This window comes from Methylobacterium sp. J-048, assembly GCF_022829515.1.
Classification (GTDB): Bacteria; Pseudomonadota; Alphaproteobacteria; order Rhizobiales; family Beijerinckiaceae; genus Methylobacterium.
Genome location: NZ_JAKSYL010000122.1, coordinates 53,595 through 75,896 on the forward strand (window position 1 = coordinate 53,595; position 22,302 = coordinate 75,896).

At 68.7% G+C, this 22,302-nt stretch carries 22 protein-coding genes; 9 read left to right on the forward strand and 13 right to left on the reverse strand.

From position 1 onward, the window contains the following. The first annotated feature begins 10 nt into the window (after nucleotides 1-10). The gene (locus MKL09_RS10505; protein ID WP_244020001.1) at nucleotides 11-1,057 is read left to right on the forward strand and encodes a hypothetical protein; all 1,047 of its coding nucleotides are present in this window, start codon (nucleotides 11-13) and stop codon (nucleotides 1,055-1,057) included. Between the two features lie 113 nt (nucleotides 1,058-1,170). Here MKL09_RS10505 and MKL09_RS10510 read toward each other — a convergent pair whose 3' ends face one another. Next, complete coding sequence (locus MKL09_RS10510) at nucleotides 1,171-1,386, reverse strand: hypothetical protein (RefSeq protein WP_244020002.1); 216 nt, start codon at nucleotides 1,384-1,386, stop codon at nucleotides 1,171-1,173. 269 nt (nucleotides 1,387-1,655) lie between these two features. On the opposite strand from MKL09_RS10510, the gene MKL09_RS10515 reads away from it, so the two are divergent. Both MKL09_RS10515 and MKL09_RS10520 read left to right on the forward strand, forming a co-directional pair. After that, complete coding sequence (locus MKL09_RS10515; RefSeq protein ID WP_244020003.1) at nucleotides 1,656-1,904, forward strand: hypothetical protein; 249 nt, start codon at nucleotides 1,656-1,658, stop codon at nucleotides 1,902-1,904. 289 nt (nucleotides 1,905-2,193) lie between these two features. Further along, nucleotides 2,194-2,826, forward strand: coding sequence for a hypothetical protein (locus MKL09_RS10520; RefSeq protein ID WP_244020004.1), 633 nt, complete (start codon nucleotides 2,194-2,196; stop codon nucleotides 2,824-2,826). A gap of 17 nt (nucleotides 2,827-2,843) precedes the next feature. Here MKL09_RS10520 and MKL09_RS10525 read toward each other — a convergent pair whose 3' ends face one another. Beyond that, nucleotides 2,844-3,422, reverse strand: coding sequence for a polysaccharide biosynthesis/export family protein (locus MKL09_RS10525; protein WP_244020045.1), 579 nt, complete (start codon nucleotides 3,420-3,422; stop codon nucleotides 2,844-2,846). A gap of 188 nt (nucleotides 3,423-3,610) precedes the next feature. Here MKL09_RS10525 and MKL09_RS10530 point away from each other — a divergent pair, with 188 nt between their 5' ends. Beyond that, nucleotides 3,611-5,845 (forward strand): GumC family protein, encoded by a 2,235-nt coding sequence (locus MKL09_RS10530; RefSeq protein ID WP_244020005.1) that lies wholly within the window; start codon nucleotides 3,611-3,613, stop codon nucleotides 5,843-5,845. A 100-nt stretch (nucleotides 5,846-5,945) separates the two neighbouring features. Here MKL09_RS10530 and MKL09_RS10535 read toward each other — a convergent pair whose 3' ends face one another. Next, nucleotides 5,946-7,133: a GNAT family N-acetyltransferase gene (locus MKL09_RS10535; protein WP_409566914.1), complete on the reverse strand. Its 1,188-nt coding sequence runs from the start codon at nucleotides 7,131-7,133 to the stop codon at nucleotides 5,946-5,948. Nucleotides 7,134-7,372: 239 nt separating this feature from the next. Here MKL09_RS10535 and MKL09_RS10540 point away from each other — a divergent pair, with 239 nt between their 5' ends. Continuing rightward, nucleotides 7,373-8,434, forward strand: a complete 1,062-nt coding sequence (locus tag MKL09_RS10540; RefSeq protein ID WP_244020008.1) for a polysaccharide deacetylase family protein — start codon at nucleotides 7,373-7,375, stop codon at nucleotides 8,432-8,434. 105 nt (nucleotides 8,435-8,539) lie between these two features. Here the strand turns inward: MKL09_RS10540 and MKL09_RS10545 are convergent, their stop codons facing one another. Continuing rightward, entirely contained in the window at nucleotides 8,540-8,875 is a 336-nt protein-coding gene (locus tag MKL09_RS10545) for a hypothetical protein (protein WP_244020046.1), read from the reverse strand. 83 nt (nucleotides 8,876-8,958) lie between these two features. After that, nucleotides 8,959-9,165, reverse strand: coding sequence for a DUF2842 domain-containing protein (locus MKL09_RS10550; protein ID WP_244020009.1), 207 nt, complete (start codon nucleotides 9,163-9,165; stop codon nucleotides 8,959-8,961). Nucleotides 9,166-9,345: 180 nt separating this feature from the next. On the opposite strand from MKL09_RS10550, the gene MKL09_RS10555 reads away from it, so the two are divergent. The 4 genes from MKL09_RS10555 (at nucleotide 9,346) to MKL09_RS10570 (ending at nucleotide 14,305) form a co-directional block, all read left to right on the forward strand. Further along, the gene (locus MKL09_RS10555; RefSeq protein ID WP_244020048.1) at nucleotides 9,346-10,443 is read left to right on the forward strand and encodes a COX15/CtaA family protein; all 1,098 of its coding nucleotides are present in this window, start codon (nucleotides 9,346-9,348) and stop codon (nucleotides 10,441-10,443) included. Between the two features lie 147 nt (nucleotides 10,444-10,590). Then, nucleotides 10,591-11,274, forward strand: coding sequence for a PAQR family membrane homeostasis protein TrhA (trhA, locus tag MKL09_RS10560; protein ID WP_244020049.1), 684 nt, complete (start codon nucleotides 10,591-10,593; stop codon nucleotides 11,272-11,274). A gap of 129 nt (nucleotides 11,275-11,403) precedes the next feature. Then, nucleotides 11,404-12,600, forward strand: a complete 1,197-nt coding sequence (locus MKL09_RS10565) for a glycosyltransferase family 4 protein (protein WP_244020010.1) — start codon at nucleotides 11,404-11,406, stop codon at nucleotides 12,598-12,600. Nucleotides 12,601-12,793: 193 nt separating this feature from the next. Then, nucleotides 12,794-14,305, forward strand: coding sequence for an undecaprenyl-phosphate glucose phosphotransferase (locus tag MKL09_RS10570; RefSeq protein ID WP_244020011.1), 1,512 nt, complete (start codon nucleotides 12,794-12,796; stop codon nucleotides 14,303-14,305). A gap of 46 nt (nucleotides 14,306-14,351) precedes the next feature. Here the strand turns inward: MKL09_RS10570 and MKL09_RS10575 are convergent, their stop codons facing one another. The 8 genes from MKL09_RS10575 to MKL09_RS10610 all read right to left on the reverse strand — a co-directional run bounded on the left by MKL09_RS10575 (nucleotide 14,352) and on the right by MKL09_RS10610 (nucleotide 22,266). Beyond that, nucleotides 14,352-14,705, reverse strand: coding sequence for a hypothetical protein (locus MKL09_RS10575; RefSeq protein WP_244020012.1), 354 nt, complete (start codon nucleotides 14,703-14,705; stop codon nucleotides 14,352-14,354). Between the two features lie 217 nt (nucleotides 14,706-14,922). Further along, the gene (locus MKL09_RS10580; protein WP_244020013.1) at nucleotides 14,923-17,496 is read right to left on the reverse strand and encodes a TonB-dependent receptor; all 2,574 of its coding nucleotides are present in this window, start codon (nucleotides 17,494-17,496) and stop codon (nucleotides 14,923-14,925) included. A 256-nt stretch (nucleotides 17,497-17,752) separates the two neighbouring features. After that, the gene (locus MKL09_RS10585; RefSeq protein ID WP_244020014.1) at nucleotides 17,753-18,391 is read right to left on the reverse strand and encodes a hypothetical protein; all 639 of its coding nucleotides are present in this window, start codon (nucleotides 18,389-18,391) and stop codon (nucleotides 17,753-17,755) included. 11 nt (nucleotides 18,392-18,402) lie between these two features. After that, nucleotides 18,403-19,293, reverse strand: a complete 891-nt coding sequence (locus tag MKL09_RS10590; protein WP_409566915.1) for an ABC transporter permease — start codon at nucleotides 19,291-19,293, stop codon at nucleotides 18,403-18,405. A gap of 262 nt (nucleotides 19,294-19,555) precedes the next feature. Then, nucleotides 19,556-20,296, reverse strand: coding sequence for an ABC transporter ATP-binding protein (locus MKL09_RS10595; protein WP_244020015.1), 741 nt, complete (start codon nucleotides 20,294-20,296; stop codon nucleotides 19,556-19,558). Beyond that, on the reverse strand, nucleotides 20,293-20,520 hold the full coding sequence (locus MKL09_RS10600; RefSeq protein WP_244020017.1) for a hypothetical protein: 228 nt from the start codon (nucleotides 20,518-20,520) through the stop codon (nucleotides 20,293-20,295). Before MKL09_RS10600 ends, MKL09_RS10595 begins: the two co-directional genes overlap by 4 nt. A gap of 227 nt (nucleotides 20,521-20,747) precedes the next feature. Next, complete coding sequence (locus MKL09_RS10605) at nucleotides 20,748-21,182, reverse strand: hypothetical protein (RefSeq protein WP_244020019.1); 435 nt, start codon at nucleotides 21,180-21,182, stop codon at nucleotides 20,748-20,750. A 100-nt stretch (nucleotides 21,183-21,282) separates the two neighbouring features. Continuing rightward, entirely contained in the window at nucleotides 21,283-22,266 is a 984-nt protein-coding gene (locus MKL09_RS10610) for a YVTN family beta-propeller repeat protein (protein WP_244020021.1), read from the reverse strand. Nucleotides 22,267-22,302 lie beyond the last annotated feature (36 nt).

Below are 22,302 nucleotides of genomic sequence, written 5' to 3' on the forward strand. Positions count from 1 at the left end.
GAGACATTCGTTGCGCACGCAGCTTCCTGCCGCCCTCGCCCTTGCCCTGACGGCCGCCCTCCCGGTCCACGCGCAGACGCCCGCCGCCAACACGGCGCCGGGCTCCGAGCGGATCAAGGAGGTTCCCTCGGTCACCGCCCTCGATCCGGCGACGCTGAAACCCGGGCAGGTTCTGTTCACGGATCACCGCGACAACCCGACGGCACCCGAGAACGGGCTGATCCCGTACCTGGACTGGCTGAAGGCCCGCCCGAACGAGGCGGCGGTGCTGGCGCCCTTCCCCGGCTACAAGGAGCCGGACTACCCGGTAACGGTGAACGGCGTGACCAAGCCGCGTCACGAGACCCTGAAGGTCTACGTGGCGGAAGGGCGGTTCGTGGTCCCGCGGCCGGCGGAAGCGATCGACCTCCAGGCCTTCGCCAATCTCGGCTTCGTCCAGACGATGGACCCGGCGATCAAGCACAAGGTGATTACAGCCGGTGAGGTGACGCCGAACAAGGACCCGGCGGCCGCCTTCGCCAAGCGCCCGGACCGGCCCTGGTGCGAGGGTGCCGGCGCCTGCATCGAATCGCGCTACGATCTCGAAGGCAAGCTGCCGCTGGGCGTGAAGCTCGCCAACAAGCTCGAAGAGGGCTCGGCGAAGAAGATCGCCGAATACGTCTCGTTCCAGAGCGAGCTGCGGGTGCTCGGCCCCGACCAGGGCGCACCGCTCAAGGCGCTGACCAAGATCGACACCACGGTGACGGGCGGGCTCGAACAGACGATCTTCTGGGTCAACCAGATCCTGCGCTTCGGCAAGTTCTTGGCCGTGTTCCAGCCGATGCCGAACGACCCGACCAAGACCGTGGTGACCACCTACATGGCGCTGGCGATCAAGGCCGATGTGCTCGACCACAAGGCCGAATATGCCCGGGTACCGGTGCTGAAGAACCTGCTGCCGGCCCAGGTGCTGATGGGCAATTCGAGCTTCAACACCGGCAATTCGATCAGCGCCGGCCTGCCGGTCTACGCCCGCAACCGCATCACGGCCTTCGCCGACGCGATCGCGAAGCGCTGAGCGGCTGGAGCATCGTCCCGAAAGGTGGTGGCCGGCTTTCGGAAGACGACGATGCACAAGCAAAACCCGAGCGCCGCGTCGTGGATCTATCATCCCGGACGCGGCGCTCGGGCTCAGAACCCGCGGTTGCCGATCGAAGGCAGGGTCGGCTGCGTGTAGGCGCGGTTCACGTCGCGCCGTGTCTGGGTGCCGTTGGTGTCGTTCGAGGCCCGGTAATTGTCGAGCTTGAAGCTGTCGGCGAGGCCGCTGCGCCCGTCCGGGCTGTCGGTGTTGCAGGCGCAAAGGCCGCCGACCGCCAGGAACGCGACGGCGAGAAGGGTAAAGCGCATGATTGGTCCTGAGCGATGCCGAACCGCGCGAGGGATCACTATCCGCCGCCCAATCGCAGGGTGAAAAGTCGGTCGCGGCATGGTCAGGGTGGCGACAAGTCCGTCAAGACCGGCGTCGAGGTGTAAACCGATTCCGCTGCGTCCGATGCGCGGCGGCCACGGAAAATCTACCTTTCCGCGTGTTTGCGGCGGATAGGGGTCGGCAATCGCCGGAAGTACGGCCCCTCCCCCTGGCGAATCCGGGTCCTTTCGGGCCAAAACCGTCGGCGATGAGCAACGTCCTGCCCTTCCGGCCGCGCCCGACCGTCAGCCGCCTCGCCCGCTGCGAGGTCGTGACCGTGGCCGGCGACCTCCTCGCCCTGCTCGAGCAGCTCGAGGACGTGAGTGCCCGCGCCGCCGCGATGGGCCGTCCGGCGCTCGAGGTCGAGCGCACGGTTCAGCATCTCCTCGACGCCGTCGGCGCCGTGGAGCGCGCCCTCGACTGCATCGGCGAGGGCGAACAGGTCGCCCCGGCCTGAGGCTGCCCCTCGTCGCCGCCTCGACTTTCCCGCGATCAATGCGCCCTGCCCGGCTGAGGCCGCCTCGGGTGTCGTTAATCCCTTGAGTTCACCGTCGATCGCGGGCCGGCCTGCGCTCCGATCCGAAACGGTTTTGCACAATAGAACTCGCGTCGCATCCAACAATAACGGCGCCAGCAGGGCGATCGATCGACGTCCGTCTTTGAACCTCTAATATTCCGGAACTCTCTCGCGCAGCTTGCGGTTGAAGGTTCGGTTGTCGCGATCGGCACCGGTTCCGGAGGATGTTATGAGGTTTCGTACGGGCAGCACGTTGGCCGTCATCACCGCCGCCGGGCTTCTCGCCGGAACCGCAATCCCGGCCCAGGCGGCCGAGGTCGGGTTTCTTGAAATGCTGTTCGGCGCGCGCCCGGCGCCCCAGCAGGTCCAGCCCCAGACTCCCGCATCCATCGAGGACCGGGCCGTGTACCGGCGCGCGACGCCGCGGCTCGGCAGCGCCCGTCATCGCCTCCAGACGCGATATGCCGCTCTCCCGGTCCGGATTCGCGCCAAGGACACCGAACTCAGCCCGCGCCAGACCCCGATCGACATGAAGGCGGGCGCGACCACGGCACTTCTGAAGGACGAGACGCTCCTGCCCGGGGACATCGTCGTGCTCAACACCGGCGCCAAAGTCTTCACCGGCAATCCCGACAAGCGCCACGCGCTGCGGGACTTCGAGCCGGTCCACACCTCGCCCTTCGTCAGCAAGGGAACCCGCAAGCAGCTGGCCGGGCTGTTCACCCCGGTCGGCGCGTCGCCGGCGAACGAGGCGCGTCGGGTCGTGGCCCGTGGACCCCAGTCCACGCCGCCGGTGGCGACCCCGATCCCGCCGCAGCAGACCGCGATGCGGGTGATCAACGTCTGGAAGGCCGCGCAGTAACTTGCGGCTGCGATCGGTCAGAAGAATCGCTCCTTGACCACGATCGTGTCGCCCGGCCGGACCGAGTAGGTCATCGGCACGATGCCCGACACCAGCCCGCCACCGGTATCGCGGGTCAGCACGGCGTAGTCGCGAGCCGCGCGCGGCCCGAAGCCGGCGGCAATGGCCACGGCCGTCTCCACGGTCATGCCGTTGACGAACGGGTACTGACCCGACGTCGTGACCTCCCCCAGGATGTAGAACGGCCGATAGGTGTCGACTTCTACGGTGACGTGCGGCTCGCGCACGAAGCCCGAGGACAGTTTCGCCTCGATCGCCCGGGCCGCCTGTCCGGTCGTCTGGCCGCCGACCTGGACGGTGCCGATCAGCGGCATCGCGATCTTTCCGGCGCCGTCGACCGCATAGATGTTCGACAGGTTGTCCTGTCCGAAGACGATCACCCGCAGCTTGTCGCCCGCCGAGAGCGGATAGCGTGCCCCGATCGAGCCGGTGCCGGTCGCATCGAGCTGGTCGGTGCGGAAGGTCGGACGCAGGCAGCCGCCAAGTGCCAGAGTCGAGCCAAGTGCGAGGAGCAAAGCGCGCCGGTTCATCACCATCGCCGTCATGGGTGCCAAGTCGGTGTGGTGTAGGCCGTTAAGGTTAATGAACCTTGATCATTCCACCGTTCAGTTCCGAACAGATCGGCACGGGCGCCATCTTAACGTCCAAGCAACCTTAACGACCTCTAATAGCGCCCGGACGGCAATGCTTGTCATCCGGTCGGCCTTCGCGCTCAGAGCGTCTCATGTCTCGTATCAGCCTGCGCTCGCCCCTCGCCGCGCCCGCCACGCGGTCCGACACCCGGGAAGGCGTCGGCCTCGCGCAGGTGCCGCAGATCCTGCGCCGGTCGATCGGTTGGATCGTCGGGCCGACCCTGGTGGTGGCGCTGGGCGCGAGCATCTTCGTCAACGTCGTGAGCCCGCGCTACACCGGCGAGGCCAAGCTGATCCTCGAGAGCCGCGACCCGGCCTTCGCCCGCACCGCCCAGGAGCGCACCGACCAGCTCGCGCCGATCGACGAGCAAGCGGTGGCAAGCCAGGTGCAGGTGGTGATGTCGCGCGATCTGGCCCGCGAGGCGATCCGCCGGCTGAAGCTCGTGGGCAATCCGGAATTCGATCCGGGCTCCAGCAGCATCGGCCCGGTGCAGCGCGTGCTGATGATGCTCGGGATCGGCGCCAATCCCCTCGACCGCCCGGCCGAGGACCGGGTGCTCGACGCTTATTTCGACCACCTGCTGGTCTATCCGGCGGGCAAGTCGCGCATCCTGGCGGTCGAGTTCCGCGCCAAGGACGCCAAGCTGGCGGCCGATGGCGCCAACACCATCGCGCAGCTCTACATTTCCTCGCTCGAAGCCGACAAGGTCGACACGGCGCGCTATGCCTCGTCCTGGCTCGGCGGCAACATCGACGGCCTGCGCAAGCGCGTCGCGGAGGCCGAAGCGAAGGTCGAGGCGTTCCGGGCCAAGAACGGGCTTGTCGGCAGCGGCGGCGCCACCGGCCAGCCGCTGACCACCCAGCAGCTCGGCGAGCTGTCGAGCCAGCTCTCCCAGGCCCGGATCCTGAAGGCCGACCTCGCCGGCCGGGTCAAGGCGATCAAGGACCTGATCAAGGACGGGCGCGCCTTCGAGATCACCGAGGTCGCCAATAACGAGGTGATCCGGCGCATCGTCGACAACCGGATCTCCGTGCGGGCCCAGCTGGCGCTGGAATCGCGCACGCTGCTGCCGGCCCATCCGCGGATCAAGGAGCTGCACGCCCAGCTCGAGGATCTCGACGCCCAGATCAAGACCTCGGCCGAGCGCGTGGTCCGCACCCTGGAGAACGACGCCAAGATCGCGGGCTCCCGGGTCGAGAGCCTGCAGGCCGCGGTCGACGGCCAGCAGGACGTGGTGGTGAAGGGCAATGCCAGCGAGATCCAGCTTCGGGCCTTGGAGCGCGAGGCCAAGGCGCAGCGCGAGCAGCTGGAATCCTACCTGTCCCGCTACCGCGAGGCGGCCGCCCGCGATGGCGAGAGCGCCACGCCTGCCGATGCCCGCATCGTTTCGCGCGCCGTGACCCCGGAACTGCCGTCCTTCCCCAAGAAGCTGCCGATCATCGGCTTCGCCACCCTGGTGACGCTGATGCTGGCGGTCGGCGGCGTGCTGGCGAGCGCGCTGCTGGCCGATTCCGGCCACCGCGAACAGGATGCCGATTCCGATCTCGATCCGGCGGACCGGGCCGCCCGCCGCGAACCGGGTCTTGAGCGGCCGGGCTTCGCCTTTCCCGAGGCGATGCCCGCAGCCCAGTGGTCCGAGGCTGCCAACGAGGCCGACCCCGCGGCCGTGGCGACGGTTCCGGCGGTGCTGCCGGCCGCCCCGCGGGCGCCAACCGAGTCCTACGACCTCGCGCCCTTGATCGCCCGCATTTCGGCCGTTGCGCGCGAACCCGGTGATCGCTCCGGACGTCGCGTGCTGGTCATGGAAACCGAGATTTCCGAAGGCGACCAAGTCCTGCACGACGCGCTGGTTCGCGCGCTGGGTCGCAAGGCGAGCCTCGTCACCGTCAATCTGAACGGTGCCGGCGCCGAACGCGGCTTCACCGATCTGGTGGCCGGGGACGCCGCCTTCCTCGACGTGATCCAGCCCGTGCCTGGCAGCAGCCTGCATCGGATCGGGGCGGGTCGCGCCCGGGCGGACGTGCTGTTCGACGAATCCGACGCCCTCAGCCTGACCTTCGAGGCCTTGGCGGAAGCCTATGATTGGGTCGTCTGCCGGCTGCACGCCGCCCCGGGTGCCGTCGACCTGCTCGAACTGACGGCCGGCTCCATGGACAGCGTCGTCATCGCGTCGAACGCATCCGCCGAGGATCCGGCCCTGGCCGACCTCTATGCCATCGCCGAGGATGCGGGCGCCGGGCAGATCCTGGTCGCCCAGGACCGTCCGGCCGAGCACGCCTCGGCGGTCAACCACGCGGCTCCGGAACTCCGGCTCAACGCCGCCTGAGAGGAAAGCGCTCGCCGTCAAACGGGGGATGGGTTGGCGGAACGCCGCTCAAGACCGGGCCAGCCCCTTCTTTTTACGGCGCAACGCGAACCGAACCGCGTCACGACCGTCGCGTCAGCTTCCGGAGGCGCGCAGCGGCCGCGTAGAGGCGGGGATCGCGCTTGATCCGCCGCTTCGTCCGGGTCAGGCCGAGCCGCGCGAGCCCGTAGGCGCGGCCCCTCAGGCTCACCGGTACGATCGTCTCCACCAGCCCGATGGTCTCGTCGCAGATGCTCGCCTTGTAGCGGGCTTCGCCGACGCCGAGATCGAAGCCCTGACGGCCCCGTGCCGTCTGGTCGCCGACCAGATGCTGCAGCAGCAGGTCGCCGGGGCTGAACCGGGCGATTTCCGGGTCCGGATCGAACGCCGTCATCATGCCGCTGAAGCGGTGATCGCTCACCGCCCCCCCGAAGGTCGCGAGGACGCGCCCGCTCTCTGCGAGGCACAGGGCGTGGATCTCGACCGCCGGTTCGGCGCCGGACGCCGCCGCGGACAGGAACCGGCGGATCGCCGCGTCGGCGTAGGGGTCTGCAACGCCCATCCCGGCGAACCGGACCGCCTTGTGGGCGTAGAACGCCGCCAGATAGCGGGCCGCCTCTTCCGGGCTCTCGGCCCGGCGATACGCCAGCGCGCCCTTCGCCTCGACCAGGCGCTTCTCCTTGGAGCGCAGTTTCTTGCGGGCGTCGGCGCTGAACACCCGGCGCAGGGTCGTCTCGGGATCGGGGCCGAGCATCAGCCCGTAGGCATCGCTGGCCTCGGGCTCGCCTCCGTCGGCGAACGGGTTGGCCGCACCCTCCCACATCCGGGGCTGATGCTGCAGGGCGTAGACATCGATCCCGGCGGGCCGCCCGGCCCGGATCAGGGCCGCGACGATCTCGCCGGGCGCGATCGCGGCGGCGTCGCGGGTGGCGAACAGCGGCAGGTGATAGTTCGCGTGCGTGTCGCCGACGACCCGCGCCACGTTCAGGCCGAAGGTGCGAGCGAGCACGAGCGGCAGAAGGATGCGGGCGCGGCCCTCGGCATCCCGCAGGACGATGACCCGCGCATCCGCCTCCGCGCCGGTCGTCCGGAGATAGGCGGCGACCCAATCGTATCGCTGGTAGGGGGTCTGCAGGCTCGCCGGATCGGATTCGAGCCGCCGCCAGAGGGCCTCCACCGCGGCGAGATCGGAAAAGACCTCCGCGGTCAGCATTCCGGACGCGCGTGCACCGATCATGTCCGTTCCCGCCACCTGGACGCCGGTCGCCATCGTCGGATCTCTCCCCTGCACCGGGCTGAGCCCGAAGCCGAGCGCTGATCTTGAGAGACCCGCGCTGAATGGCCGGTGACTTCCGCGTCCCGGAAGACCGGCCGGACACTGCAAATCGCGATCTTGGCTAACGCAATCTTTTGCCAGGATTTTGGATCGGGCGCCGATTGTGGGTTTCTTTACCGCCGCGGGTGATCGCTGGCGGTGACTGGGCCGAGGGGCCCGAACGGATCCGAGCCATGATCTCGTCGCGTGCCAAGCATCGGATGTTCGCGTCCGGCTTCCGCGCGATCCAGGCGCTCGGGGCCGATCGCTGGCTCGCGCCGGCGTCCCGCGGCCTCGGGGTGATCCTGACCTTCCACCATGTCAGCCCGGATCCCGTCCCGGCCTTCGCGCCCAACCGGCTGTTGAGCATCACGCCGGACTTCCTCGACCGGACCCTGCGCGAACTCGATGCCCGCGGCTTCGACGTGATCGGGCTCGACGCGGTGCCGGAGCGGCTCGCCGCCCCGGATTACGGGCCGCCCTTCGCGGTCCTGACCTTCGACGACGGCTATCGCGACAATGTCGAGCACGCGCGCCCCGTGCTCCAACGCCACGGCGTGCCCTGGACCCTGTTCGTGACGAGCGGCTTCGCCGACCAGGGCGGCCGCCTGTGGTGGATCGAGCTGGAGCGGGCGATCGCGCGGCTCGACCGGGTGCGATTCGACATCCGGGGGCGCAGCCTCGATCTCCCCGCCCGCAGCCCGCAGGAGAAGGCTCTGGCGTTCGAGGCGCTGTATCGCGACTTGCGCTTCGGGACGGAAGCCGACCTGCTGGACCGGATCGCCGACCTGTGCCGGCAGGCCGGCTTTGCGCCGGGCGGCGTCGTGTCCGAGCTGTGCCTGTCCTGGCCCGAACTGCGCGATCTGGCCCAGAACCCCGCGGTGACCATCGGCGCCCACACGGTCAGCCACCCCATGCTCGCCAAGCACGACGCGGCGACCACGGTGCGCGAGATCGTCGAGAGTCGCGCCCGGATCGAGGCCGAACTCGGCCGAACTGTCAGGCACCTGTCCTATCCGGTCGGCGACCCGACCTCGGCTGGCCCTCGGGAATTCGCGCTGGCCCGGGAGCACGGGTTCACGACCGCCGTGACCACGAGGCCGGGGCATCTGTTCGCCGAGCATGGCGGCCACCTGCATGCCCTGCCGCGCGTCTCGATCAACGGGTGTCACCAGTCGCAAGCGGCGCTCGCGGGGCTGCTGTCCGGGGTGCCGTTCCTGGCCTGGAACCGAGGGCGACGGCTCAACGTCGCCTGACGGCTTCTTTGTCGCGTGCCGAGGAGGGGCCGGACTCGCGATCGCGCGCCACCGCGACCACAATGGCGGCGCGTCCGAGGCCGAGGTCGCTCGGAGCCGCAAGCTTCAGCGCCGGCGGCGATGCCGATAGCTGGTCGAGAACGAGGCGTATTGCCGGCCGCCGCGCCGCGAGCGGTAGCGGCCCTGCCGGCTGGGCGTGCTCTCGACGGCTTCCTCGGCCTGCGGCAGCGCTTCGGCCAGGGCCGGGGCGGCGGCCGCGTCGGCCGAGGCATAGCCGCCCGCCACGTTCCGGGCGGCCGGTCCGAACATCGCCAGGCACTGGTTGTACGCCAGATCGTTCTTCAGCCGCTCGCACTCCGCGATCGAACGCGGCGTACCCTGCGCGAGAGCGGGATACGGCGCGAGCAGCACGGCGAGTGCGGCCAGGTGCTTGAAGCGCATGGGCAAGCGATACACGAACGGGGGTCTCGACGGCGGATCGAACGCTTCTGGCGGCCGAGTGCGGCGAAATCGAGGGGGTCCCGTCAGCTGTCGGGCCGCTCCATCCAGCGGATCAGCGGCATCAGCGGGAAGATCCAGGCGATCCCGAGGATCGAGTAGAGCACGGCCTGGATCGCCGCCGGGGTCTCGGCGATGCGGCTGTCGGCCAGCGCCATCGCCAGCGGCCCGTACAGGCAGACGAAGCCCAGCATCGCGACGGTGCCGATCAACGTGCGGGTGCGGCGGCGCATGACGGTCCCTGTAGCCTCGTCTCTCCCTGTTTGGAGACGGCTACCGCCCGCGGGCGCGGTTGGCAACGCGCGCAGCGCCGCGGGCTGCGGCGCCGCCGACATTGCCCGCATCCCGCGCTTCCCCTAACGCGTCGCGAGGGTCGGGACAGCCCGGCAAACGCGGAAGGGAAGCGCGTGGTGATGAGAGTCTCGGGCGACCAGCGATCGGGAGCCGTGCGGGCTTGGCTCTACCTGGTGGCCGCCCTGGTGGTCGCCATGGTGGCGATCGGCGGCGCGACGCGCCTGACCGGGTCAGGCCTGTCGATCACCGAGTGGCGCCCCGTGACCGGGATCGTACCGCCCCTCTCGAACGCCGATTGGATCGCCGAATTCGCCAAGTACAAGGACACGCCGCAATACAACATCCTCAACCAGGGGATGGGGCTGTCGTCGTTCAAGGTGCTCTACGGCTGGGAATGGGGCCACCGCCTGCTCGGACGGCTGATCGGCCTGGTGTTCTTCCTGCCACTGGTGGTGTTCTGGTGGCGCGGCATGATTAGCCGGCGTCTCGGGCTCGGTCTGCTGGGCCTCGGGATCCTCGGCGGATTCCAGGGCGCGATCGGCTGGATCATGGTCGCCTCGGGCCTCCAGCCCGGCATGACCGCTGTGGCGCCGCTGAAGCTCGCCCTCCACCTGACCATGGCGAGCCTGATCCTGGCCGGGCTGGTCTGGCTCGCGGCCGGGCAGCGCGACGACGCGACCGACCCCGCGCCGCACCGCATCCGCTTCGTCGCGTTCCTGCTGCCGGCCCTGGTCCTCGTGCAGATCTTTTTGGGCGGGCTCGTCGCCGGGTCCCATGCCGGGCTGGTCTTCAACACCTGGCCCAGCATGGATGGCGCCCTGATCCCGCCGACGGACAGCCTGTTCGCGATCCGGCCGTGGATCGAGAACTTCGTCGACAACCACGCCCTGGTCCAGTTCGACCATCGGGTGAGTGCCTACCTGATCGTCCTCGTCGCGATCCTGCACGCGATCGATGCCCGGCTGACCGGGCCGGCGGGCGCGGCCGGACGGGCCGGAGGCGTCGCGGCCCTGGCTCTGGCGCAGGCCGCTCTCGGCATCGCGACCCTGCTCCTGGCCGTACCGCTCTGGGCGGCTTTGGCCCATCAGATCCTGGCGATGGCACTCCTGACCATGGCGATCGTCCATGCCCGGCTGAGCCGCGGCACCGGCCTTGCACGGCCCGCCGCCCGGGAGCCGGCGCTTGGCTTCGAGGGACTTGTCGGTCGCGGTGCGTGAGCTCGGGTGCGGCGATGCTGCCACGGGCAACAAGACTTTTACCACGCGGCAATAGAACCTTGGGATAATCTCCGCGTCAGCACTTTGCACAGGGAACGGTTGAAGGCTCTTAAGCTTTAGACTGCAGGCGTAGCAGGAGGCTTCATGATGTCTCTCGCGGAGGACGGTCGCCCGCTGACTCTGACGTGGCATTACACGCCACGCGAGATCGTGGCGGACGGTGTGATCCACGGCCTCGGCGTCGTCCTCGGCCTCGCCGGTGCGGTGGCGCTGGTCGCCACGGCCCTCACGGCGCATCTCGGGTTCGGCGAACGGGCCGCGGTGGTGCTCTACGCCACCGCCCTGGTGCTGATGCTCGGCGTCTCGGCCGTGTACAACCTGTATCCGGTCAGCCCGCGGAAATGGCTCCTGCGCCGGGCCGACCATGCGCTGATCTACCTGATGATCGCCGGCACCTACACGCCGCTGGTGGCGCTGGTCGGCTCCGGGACGCGCGCGTACCTGCTGCTGGCGGTGATCTGGGCGGTCGCCCTCGTCGGGATCGCCGTGAAGCTGTTCCTGCCGGGCCGGTTCGATCGACTCTCGATCGCCCTCTATCTCCTTCTCGGCTGGAGCGGATTGCTCGCCTACGAATCGGTGATCGCCGCCCTGCAGCCCACGGCCCTGTGGCTGCTGGCGATCGGCGGCCTGCTCTACTCGGTCGGCGTGCTGTTCCACGTCTGGCGGACCTTGCCGTTCCAGAACGCGATCTGGCACGGCTTCGTGCTCGCCGCCACCGCCTGCCATTACGGCACGATCTGGGCGAGCCTGAACGGCCTGCCGCTGACATGAATTGATCCACAGCAGTAAAACTCCGCTTACCGTCTCGATGAAAAGGCCGATCCAGCGCGGTCCCGTTTAAGTTTACTGCGACTGTCGGTGCTCCACATTCCCGGGACTGTTACTCCCGGGAGCGATACCGTGGCGGCGAAGCCGAACGAGACCCGAACCACCCAACGCCACCGCATCCTGCACGTGTTCCGTGCGCCGGTCGGCGGCCTGTTCCGACATGTGATGGACCTCGCCCATCTGCAGGCGGCGGCGGGACACGCGGTCGGCATCGTCTGCGACGCCACCACGGGCGCCGAGCGCGGCGCGCGTGCCCTGGCCGACCTGATGCCATCGCTGGAACTCGGCCTTCTCCGAATCCCGATGCAGCGCAACCCGCACCTGTCCGACTGGACGTGCCTGCGCGCCGTCGCGCGCCGGGCCGGGACCGTCGGGGCGACCGTCCTTCACGGGCACGGCGCCAAGGGCGGCGTCTACGCCCGGCTGGCACCGGCCTCGGCGATCCGGGCCTACACGCCCCATGGCGGCAGCTACAATTACCGGCCCGGCAGCGCGCTCCACCGGACCTACATGGCCGCGGAGGCCGTTCTGGCGCGCCGGACCGATGCGTTCCTGTTCGAGAGCGAGTACGTGGCGGGCCGGCACCGGGCCTTCGTGGGCGGCCCCGAGCAGGTGACCCGGATCGTCCATAACGGCATCGCCGAGGCCGAGTTCGCCCCCGTACCCCTGGCCGCTGATGCTGCCGACTTGCTCTATGTCGGTGAATTGCGGGAGGCGAAGGGCCTGCCCTACCTCCTCGAAGCCCTGGTCCGTCTCCGGGCCGAGGGTCGCGCGCTGCGCCTGCTGATGGTCGGGTCCGGGCCCGATGCGGAGAGCCTGCGCGCCATGGTCGAGCGGCTGGGCCTCTCGGACGCGGCCTCGTTCGAGCCGCCGCAGGCGATCCGGTCCGTGCTCGCCCGGGGCCGGATCCTGGTGGTGCCGTCGCTCGCCGAATCCCTGCCCTACGTCGTCCTCGAGGCGGCAGCCGCAGCTCAGCCCCTGGTCGCCACCCGGGTCGGCGGCATCCCTGAAATCTTCGGGCCGATGGCGGACGACCTCGTCCCGTCACGCGATGCCGGAGCGCTCGCCGGGGCAATCCGCAGAGTGCTCGACGAACCGCCGGCGGTGCTGGCCGCGCGCGTGTGCGCCTTCAGCGCGTCGATCCACCAGCGCTTCTCGTTGGAGCGCATGGGGGCCGACGTGGTCGCCGGCTACGCGGCCGCGTTCCAGGCCCGCGCGGAGCGTCGCAGCGTCGGATCGCGCAAATTGGCCCAGGCGCGCACGGCCTGAAGCGTCACCACGTCAATGTGATCCCAATCGTGAGCCCGCTTTTAGGGGCGTACAACCCAAGATGGCTCGCGTTTAGGCTTTTCTATTATGCCCCGTGCAAGGGTCTCGGCTCAGAGCGTCATCTGTCTCCAAGGGTCGGATAGAGATGAGGCCCCAGGAGACCCGGACAGACTGCCCCGGGAGGAGCCGACCGATGAGCGCGTTCGATATTCGCGATCTCCTTGAGGTCGCAGGACCTCTCGATGCCCAAAACGGTGCTGCGCGCGGCGGCGAGACGGCTTCGCTGGCGCATATGCCCGCGGCGATCTCGCCGGTGGTCGTGGCCGGGCTGGTTCGGGCCGTCGAACTCACGCTGATCTTCAGCCTGGGCGCGCTCCTGCACCTGCTGATGCTGCGAGGCCGGGTGCCGTTCGGGCTGACCTATGCCGCGGTCATCGGGTTGGTCGCCGGCCTCACGGTGGCCCTGATCCAGGCTTCGGGCGGCTACCGGATCTCGGCCTTTCGGACCTTCGCGAAGACGGCGATCCGCCTGATCGCGGCCTGGTCGATGACCTTCCTGATGGTCGCGGCCGTGCTGGTGCTCGCCAAGGTGGCCGATCATTATTCGCGCCTGTGGCTTGCGACGTTCTACGGCACCGGCCTGGCCGCGCTGCTCGTCGGGCGCTTCATCCTTGCCCGGGTGGTCGATGCGCAGACCCGGGCCGGCCGGTTCGACCGGCGCACCGCGATCGTCGGCGGCGGCAAGCCGGCCGAGGAGCTGATCGCGGCCCTCGAAGCCCAGAGCGACAGCGGCATCCGCATCGTCGGCGTGTTCGACGACCGCAATGCCGACCGCTCCTCCGACATGGTGGCCGGACACAGGAAGCTCGGCAATGTCGACGATCTCGTCGCCTATGCGCGGCATGCCCGGCTCGACCTCATCGTGTTCACGATCCCGATCACCGCCGAGGCCCGGATCCTCCAGATGCTGGCCAAGCTCTGGGTGCTGCCGATCGACATCCGCCTCTCGGCCCACGCGGCCAAGCTGCGGCTGCGGCCGCGGAGCTACTCGTATCTCGGCTCGGTGCCGGTGCTCGACGTGTTCGACCGGCCGATCGCCGATTGGGACGTGGTGCTGAAGGCCTTGTTCGACCGCAGCGTCGGCCTGATGATGCTGCTGGCCCTGTCGCCGCTCATGATCGCCGTGGCGCTCGCCGTGCGCCTGACCTCGCGCGGGCCGGTGCTGTTCCGGCAGAAGCGCCATGGCTTCAACAACGAGCTGATCGAGGTGTTCAAGTTCCGGTCGATGTATGTCGATCAATGCGATGCCGGCGCCGCCCGGATGGTCACCCGCGGCGACCCCCGGGTGACCCCGGTCGGACGCTTTATCCGCAAGACCTCGCTGGACGAGCTGCCGCAGCTGTTCAACGTGCTGAAGGGCGACCTGTCCCTGGTCGGGCCGCGCCCGCACGCGCTCCAGGCGAAGGCCGCCAATACGCTCTACGACCAGGTGGTCGACGGCTATTTCGCCCGCCACAAGGTGAAGCCCGGCATCACCGGCTGGGCCCAGGTCAACGGCTGGCGCGGCGAGACCGACACCTCCGAGAAGCTGCAGCGCCGGGTCGAGCACGACCTGTTCTACATCGAGAACTGGTCGGTTCTGCTCGATCTGCAGATCCTGCTGACCACGCCGTTCGCGTTGTTCAAGACCGAGAACGCGTATTGAGCGTTCGGCCGGCGCCGTCCGGGGCGCCGACCGACGCCGTCGGCCCCTACGGCAGCGCGCCGGCCTTCTCCTTGGCCTGCATGATCGTGTTGCGGCAGGCCTCGGCGTTGCCGGCCTTGTCCTCTTCGGCGGCCTTCGCCACAAGCTTCTTGGCCTCGTCGACGCCCGAGGCGGTGGGCTTCACGGCGGCATCGCCCTTGGTCAGGGCCGGCGGGGTCGCGAGCGCCTTGTCGGAATGCGACGAGGTCGTGCCGCCGGGCGGCGTCGTGCCGGTCACCGAGGCGGCGCCGGCGCTGTCGAGGCGCTTCTGCAGCGTGGACACCTCGTCGGCGCACGGGGTCGCCAAGGCCGGGGTGGCGGCGGCGAGAGCCAGGGCGGCGAGCGCGAATCTCATCATCATCGAGGCGTTTCTCCACGTCGTTCGGGGGGCGTGCTCGGGCGCGACCCACCGCGATGTCCGGGGGCGGCCGAAGCGTCTGTCGCTCCCGAATGAGACGCGGGGCGCCGGGGCGCGTTCCTGAGGCGTGAGGCCGCACGGTGGCGCTTGGAAACGCGAAGGGCGCCCCGCCCGGTCCGAAGACCGCGCGGAGCGCCCTGCCCTGACGCCGTTCGAGCGTTCAGTACTTGCGGATGATCGGCTCGGCCGACATCGGCACCGGGTCGGCGCCGAAGGCGTAGCGGATGCCGCCATAGATCGAGAGCGGCTGCGCCAGGGTCGTGGTCCGCGGGTCGCTGATCCGCAGGTTGCCGGCCACCGCGCCCGGCTCGGCGAAGGTGCCGAAGGTGGCGTAGCGGTTGTTGGTCAGGTTGGTGATCAGACCGAACACTTCCAGGTTCTTGGTGACCTGATACTTCGTCTGGAAGTTCATGACGTAGTAGGGCGGCAGCTTGCGGTTCAGGTTGGACTCGTCGCCGCGGTAATAGGACGACGAGAACGCCTGCAGGTAGAGGCCGACCTGCCAGTTCGGGGTGAGGAAGTAATCGAACCCGGCCTTGAACTGATGCGGCGGAACCAGCGGCACGACGTTGCCCTTGCGGACCTGGATCGCGCCGTCATCCGAGAGCGGATTGTTGGGCGAGGACAGGGTGCCGTTGAACTGGAAGGTGGCGTCGACCAGGGCGTAGTTGGCGTAGACCTTCAGGTAGTCGGCCGTGTACTCGCCGCCGACCTCGATGCCCTGGCGCTGGGTCGAGGGCACGTTCACGAAATAGGCGCGGGCGGTGTTGCCGGGGGTGGCGAGCGACAGGATGTCGTTGGTCAGGTCGGTGCGGAAGGCGCCGATCTTGTAGGTGATGATGCCGCCGTCATAGGTGTTCGGCAGCTGGCCGCGGAAGCCGACCTCGTAGGTCCGCCCGGTCACCTGCTTGAGCGGCGGATCGGCCACCAGCGAGTTCGGCAGCAGGCAGGGCTGGTTCGGGTTGGCGCAGGCCAGTTCCAGCGGCGTCGGCGCGCGGTTCGATTCCGAGTAGCTGCCGTAGAGGTTCAGCGCGTCGGCGAAGCGGTAGGTCAGGCCGGCGACCGGATTGATCTTGTTGTAATAGTGCGTGCCGGTCACGTCCGGCGAGAACCCGGTCAGGTCCTCGCTCTCGATCCGGGCGAAGTTGAGCCGGGCGCCGGCGGTGAGCGACAGACGGTCGGTCACGTCGAGGGTGTCGAGGGTGTAGAGGCCCATATAGACGTTCGAGCCGCTGACCGAGCTCGGCGCGATGCCGAGCGCCGCGGCGCTCCGGATCTGCGTCGTGCCGAGGCCGGGAATTGTGCCGTAATAGGGGTTGTTCGGATCGGTGGTGATCGACAGGTTCGGGTTGATCACGCCGAGGGTGCTGGACGACTTGAACGAGTAGTTCGCGGTATCGATGCTGCCGCCGACCACGAAGGTGTTGGGCAGGCCGAACACCCGGTCGCGGTTGGCCGCCTGCAGCGAGCCGCCGAAGCCCGTGGCCTCCGTCTTGGTCACGTCCAGGGTGCCGTACGGGATGTTGGCCCGGAACGGGATGCGCTGGTTCTGCTGTCCGAGCAGCAGGAACTGGTTGCGGAACGCGTTCTGCGACTGGCCGGCCGCGGGGCTGAAGCCGTCATCCTCGTAGCAGAGGAAGCCGCGGTAGCTGGAACGCGAGCTGCAATTCTCGAAGTTGCCGTCGTTGCCGTCGACGTAGGTCTGGCTGAAGCGGCGGAAATAGGCGTTGCCGGCCAGATCCCAGGTCGGCGAGATATCGACCCGGCCGGTGAGCTGGATGGTGCCGACATCCGTGGTGGTGGTCTGCGGGTAGGTGAAGATCGCCCGCGGGTCGCGATGGGTGAAGTCCACCGGCGTGGCGGCGGCGGCGCCGAAATAGCTGCGGGCGGCGAGCCCGATCAGGTGGAACTCCGAGTCCTGCGAGCGGTAGCCGATATCGCCGTAGAGCCGACCGATCGTGCTCGGGCTCTCGTAGCGCCAGCCGCGGTCGTTCAGGCCGTCGCCGGTGAAGTACACGCTCCACGGGCCGGAGACCTTGCCGTATTCCAGGGAGCCGGCGATGCGGCCGTCGGAGCCGCCATAGGCGGTGATCTCGGTGCCCTGCCAGGTGAAGCCGTTCTTCATCTGGATGTTGATCGCGCCGCCCAGCGCGTTGAGGCCGAAGACCGGGTTGCCGGTGACGACATCGATCCGCTGGATCGCCTGCGGCGGGATCAGGTCGAAGTTGACGATGTCGCCGAAGGCTTCGTTGATGCGCACGCCGTTCTGGTAGACGGCTAGGCCCTGCGGCACGCCCTGGACCGGTGAGGCGGTGAAGCCGCGATAGGTCACGTCCGGCCGGTTCGAGTTGCCCTGCGAGTCCGACAGGTTCAGGCCGGGCGTGCGCCGGGCGAGGGTCGCCACGACGTTGTCGGTGCCGCGGTCGACCGTGATGTCGCTGGCCGTGACGGTCTCGACGGTGCTCGGGATCTTGTAGAGCGGCTGCTCGCTGCCCCGGAGACGGACCGGGCCGACCGGCGGCAGCGCCGAACCCGCTGGCGCCAGCCCACCCGGGCCGTCGAGGTTCTGGACGCGGCTCGAATTGCCGCCGCCCGAACCGACCGGCGACGTCGAGACGACGCTGATCTCACCAAGGGTCACGGCATTCTGCGCCAGTGCGGCGCCGGGCAGCATCGCCCCACCCAGAACCGACGCCGACGCGACCAGGCTGCTCCGAAGCGCCCTCAATGACATCCCAAACCCCTTGCCTTGAACCCACGCTCGTTTCTGCCGAGCTTGCGGACACTCTTGGCGGGTGAAGGAAAAGGACACAATTGATCTGAAACCACGCAGGCCCTGTTTCAGCAACCTTTCCGAAATACCGATCTCGAAGGAAGAAGCACGTGCTTTAACAGCAACAGTTTTTGCAACGATTTCAGAGACTTAGGGATAATTTGGCAAGCCTGGCGGGAAGATTCGGCAATCGACCGACGCCCCCCCTGGGGCCCGATCAGAGCCGCGCCTGAATCACGCGCGCGATCTCGCCGAGCCGCTGCTCCAGCAACTGCGGAACCTCGCAGACATAGGTCAGCGACTGGCTGCGCTCCTGGAAGATCCGCCGGTCCCAGGCGAACTTGGTCTCGAGCTCCGACTGGTCCTTCGGCAGCTCGGTGGCGTCCGTGGCGCTCGGGGCGTCCTTGGTCTGGCTGATCTTGTCGGCCTCGTCGCGGATCCGCTCGGCCATGCGACGCTGGCCCTGGGCGTAGCGGGCGATCCCGCCCATGACCTTGTCGCGCTCGCCGTTGATGACCTCGAACACCCCCGCGTAGACATGGGTCAGGGACTTGGCCTTGGCCTCTTTATCGGCGCCGAGCTTGCCGACGAACCCGTCGAGCAGCGGGCCGACCTCGGGCAGCTCGGTGCGCCGGGACGCGATCTTCTGGGCGAGCACCGCCGCGTCGTTGTCGCTGCCCCAATCGCCGGCGGCCGCGATGTCGGGACCGGTCCAGAACTGGCCGGGGCTCAGGGTCGCGACCTTGCGCTGGACGCAGGGCCAGTCCGGATCCTGCCGGGGCTGGGCGAGGACGGGACCCGCCATCAGCGCGAGGCCGAGGGCGGGGACGAGGAGGCGGGCAGCGATACGGGTCATCGGGGGTTCCGTCAGTTGGTGTCGCCGGCCGGGCCGCCCCGCCGGGCCATGATGCCGCGACCGGGATCGTAGGCGACGACCGCCATGCCGAAGAAGGCGAGGGTCACGCCGATCACGACCGCGCAGGCGACCGGCTCGAACTGGACGTAGAGGGCGAAGCGCACGAGCTGGACCGCGTGGCTGAATGGGTTCAACTCGCAGATCCAGTAGAGCGTCTCCGAGGATTCCCGGATCCGCCACAGGGGGTAGAGCGCCGAGGAGGCGAAGAACATCGGGAAGATCACGAAATTCATCACGCTGGCGAAGTTCTCGAGCTGCCGGACCAGCGACGACAGGAACAGGCCGATCGCCCCGAGCATGAGCCCCGAGGCCAGGAAGGCCGGGAGCGCTGCCAAGTATCCGAGCGGCGGGATGTCGGTCTCCCAGAAATACGCCACCGCCAGGAACGCGTAGGCCTGCACGATCGACACCGAGACGCCGGCGATCAGTTTGGCGAGCAGCAGCAGCCAGCGCGGATAGGGCGAGGTCAGCAGCACCTTCATCGAGCCGACCTCGCGGTCGTAGACCATCGAGAGCGAGGATTGCATGCCGTTGAACAGCTGGATCATTACGGCCAGCCCCGGCACCACGTAGACTTCGTAGAGCACGTAGGTCTGGTAGGGCGGCTCGATCGAGACCCCGAGGGTGTTGCGGAACCCCGCCGCGAAGATGAACAGCCAGACCAGCGGCCGGACCAGGGCCGAGAAGAACCGCTCCTTCTGATTGAAGAAGCGCAACAGTTCCCGCCGGACGATGCCGCCGAGGCAGATCAGGTAGCCGACCGCATCGAGCCGGCCCATCTGGCGGGCGGTTTCTTTTGGGGACGGGGCCGTGGGGACGGTGGTGGCGAGGGGCGTCGTCATGTGAGCTGGCCCATGCGCAGGCAGGCGCCTTTGATTTCGCAGCGAGGGCTACGACCAGAAACACGCGCTGTTCCCTCCCCCCGCTGCGGGGGAGGGTGGCCCCCGAAGGGGGTCGGGAGAGGGGCAGCGCGACGATGCAGGATGTGGTTGGCGTTGCGACCCTTCCGGATACGGCGCTCCCCTCTCCCGACCCGGCCTGACGGCAGGCCCACACTCCCCCGCAGAGGGGAGAGGGAGAGCGCGCGTATCGTACGGTCGCCCATCACGCCGCCGCCCTCTTCGGTTCGGCGACGAGGCGGCGGAAGGCGTCGGCGAGGTTCTCGCCCGGCGCGCCGATGTCCCCGGCCCGGCCCCGGGCGACGATCCGGCCCCGGTGCAGCACCACGGCGTCGTCCTCCGAGGAGATCTCCTCGAAAATGTGGGTCGCCCAGAGGACCGACAGGCCCTCCTCGCGCACCAGGGCGCGCACGATCGCCACGATATCGGCCCGGGATTCGAGGTCGAGGCCGACGGTCGGCTCGTCGAGCAGCAGCAGGTCCGGCCGGTGGATCAGCGAGCGGGCGATCTCGATCCGGCGCGACTGGCCGCCCGAGAGGGTGCGGACTTTGTCGTGGCGCCGATCCGCCAGCCCGACCCGGTCGAGCAGCGTACCGACCCGCAGCTTGCCGGCCTTGCGGGCGATGCCGTGGAGGCTGGCGTGATAGAGCAGGTTCTGCTCGACAGTCAGGTCGGTATCCAGCGTCCGGGCCTGGAACACCACGCCGAGCCGGGCCAGCGCCCGGGATGGCTCGCGGTCGAGGCCGTGGCCGAAGATCGAGACCCGACCGCTCTGATTGGTGTAGAGCCGGGTGATCACCGAGAACAACGTGGTCTTGCCGGCACCGTTGGGCCCGAGCAGGGCCGCGAAGCGCCCGCGCTCCACCGTGAGCGACACGTCGTCCAGCGCGGCACGCGCACCGAACCGGTGACCGACATGCTCGACCAGCAGCGCCGCCTCGCTCATCGGCCGAGCGCCCTGCGGGCATCCGCGACCGCGTCGAGGCACTCGTCGAACTCGCCCTCCTTCTGCTCCCGCTCGGCGACCCGGAGGGCCTTTTTGAGTTTTGGGAGAGCGGCTTCGGACGGGTTTGCCGCAAGCGCATCGCGGATCATCGTGATGCCTTCGGCGCAGGACGCCGCGTCGTCGGCCGCGTAGGCGGGCGTGATCAGAACGAAGCTGAACAGCATAAGCGCGAACCCCCTCCCCCCTCTGCGGGGGAAGGTGGCCCCCGAAGGAGGTCGGGAGAGGGGAGCGACGGCGCAGGAGAGCGCGCCGGCCCGCACATCTGCTCTGCCTCGCTCGGAAGCCGGGTTCCCCTCTCCCGCGCCGGCCTGACGGCCGGCCCACCCTCCCCCGCTGAGGGGGGAGGAAGATGCAGCGGCAGCCTCGCGCCAAATTCTGAACACGGCGCCCATCACTTCACCGTCAACGTGCCGGTCATGCCCTTCGCCTCCAGGCCGCGCGCCGCCCAGGTGTAGGCGCCCGGCTTGATCGCGACGAACTCGACGGCGATCTCGCCGGGATCGTCGAACTCGAGGTGATCGGGCGCGCCGCCGCCGTGGATCTCCTTGTGCTCGATGACGATCTGGTTGAACCAGATGTAGCGGAAGAACTCGGGGGCGTAGAACTTGTACTCCTGGTGACCCTTGGCGACGATGCGCAGACGGTAGGCCTTGCCGGATTCGAGGGTGATGTCCTTGTTCTCGACCGCGAAATCATTGCCCTGATCGTCGCCGAGGACGAGGTCGGGCAGGTTCTCCCGCTTCTTGGTCAGGTCGAGGGCCGAAGCCGGCCCGGCCGCGAACAGGCCGGCCAAAGCGAGGGCTGTGATCCGAAGCGTCCGCGTCATGTCGTTCCTATCCCTGTGCCGCGGGTCCGGCGGCCGTGTCGTGCCGTGGGCGCTCGATCGGCATCGCCGCCGACCTTGCACCGATGCGAAGTCCGAAACATCAATTCGGGGAGATGGCGACGCCCCAGGGCAGCAGGCCGACCGGGATGCTTTTCACCACCTTCTCGGCGGCCACGTCGATCACCGAGATGTCGTTCGAGGTGCCGTTGGTCGTGAACAGCATCTTCTGGTCGGGCGTGAAGGCGAGCTGCCAGACGCGCTGGCCCACCGGCAGGTACTTCTCGACCGCGTAGGTCTTGGCATCGACCACCGCCACCCGGTTGGCCGGGCCCAGCGCCACGAAGGCCTTGGTGCCATCCTTGGTGATGCGGATGCCGACCGGCTGGATCGCCTCGTCGTTCACGCTCGGGATCTTGAAGGTGATCTTCTTCACCACCCGGCGCTGCGCCACGTCGATCACGCTGACCGTGCCGCCGACCTCGGCCGAGACCCACAGGAACTTGCCGTCGGCGGTGAACTCGGCAAACCGCGGCCTTGCATCGACCAGCACGTTGTCGATCACCTGGAAGGTCTTGGTGTCGATGAAGTGGGCCATGTTGGTGGTCTCGGAGGTGTTGACCAGGATCTTCCCGTCCGGCGACAGGCCCATCCCCTCCGGCTCGACCCCGACCGGCACCTCGGCCAGGACCTTGTTCTTCTCGATGTCGATGATCGTGACCTGGCTGTCGTCCTCGTTGGCGACGTAGAGCGGGTTGCCCGAGGCATCGAGGATGAACTGCTCCGGATCGGGGCCGGAGCGGAGCGAGCGCACGACCTTGCCGGAGCCGGTGTCGAGCACGTCGATCCGGTCGTCGTCGCTGGCGCAGACGAACACCTCCTTGCCGTCCTTCGACACGGTGATCCCGCGCGGCCGGCGCCCGACCTTCCAGGTTCCAGTGACCGTCATCGTAGTCGTGTCGATGACGCTGACGGAGTTGCCCTTCTCGTTGGTCACGTAGGCGGTGAAGGCCACGGCCGGCCCGCAAAGGGCGAACCACGCTCCGAGGGCGACACCACTCAGACCTGCCTCGACGCGGCGGCGCATACAATTTCCTTCCCGTGTGACGTCCCGGCGTCCTCG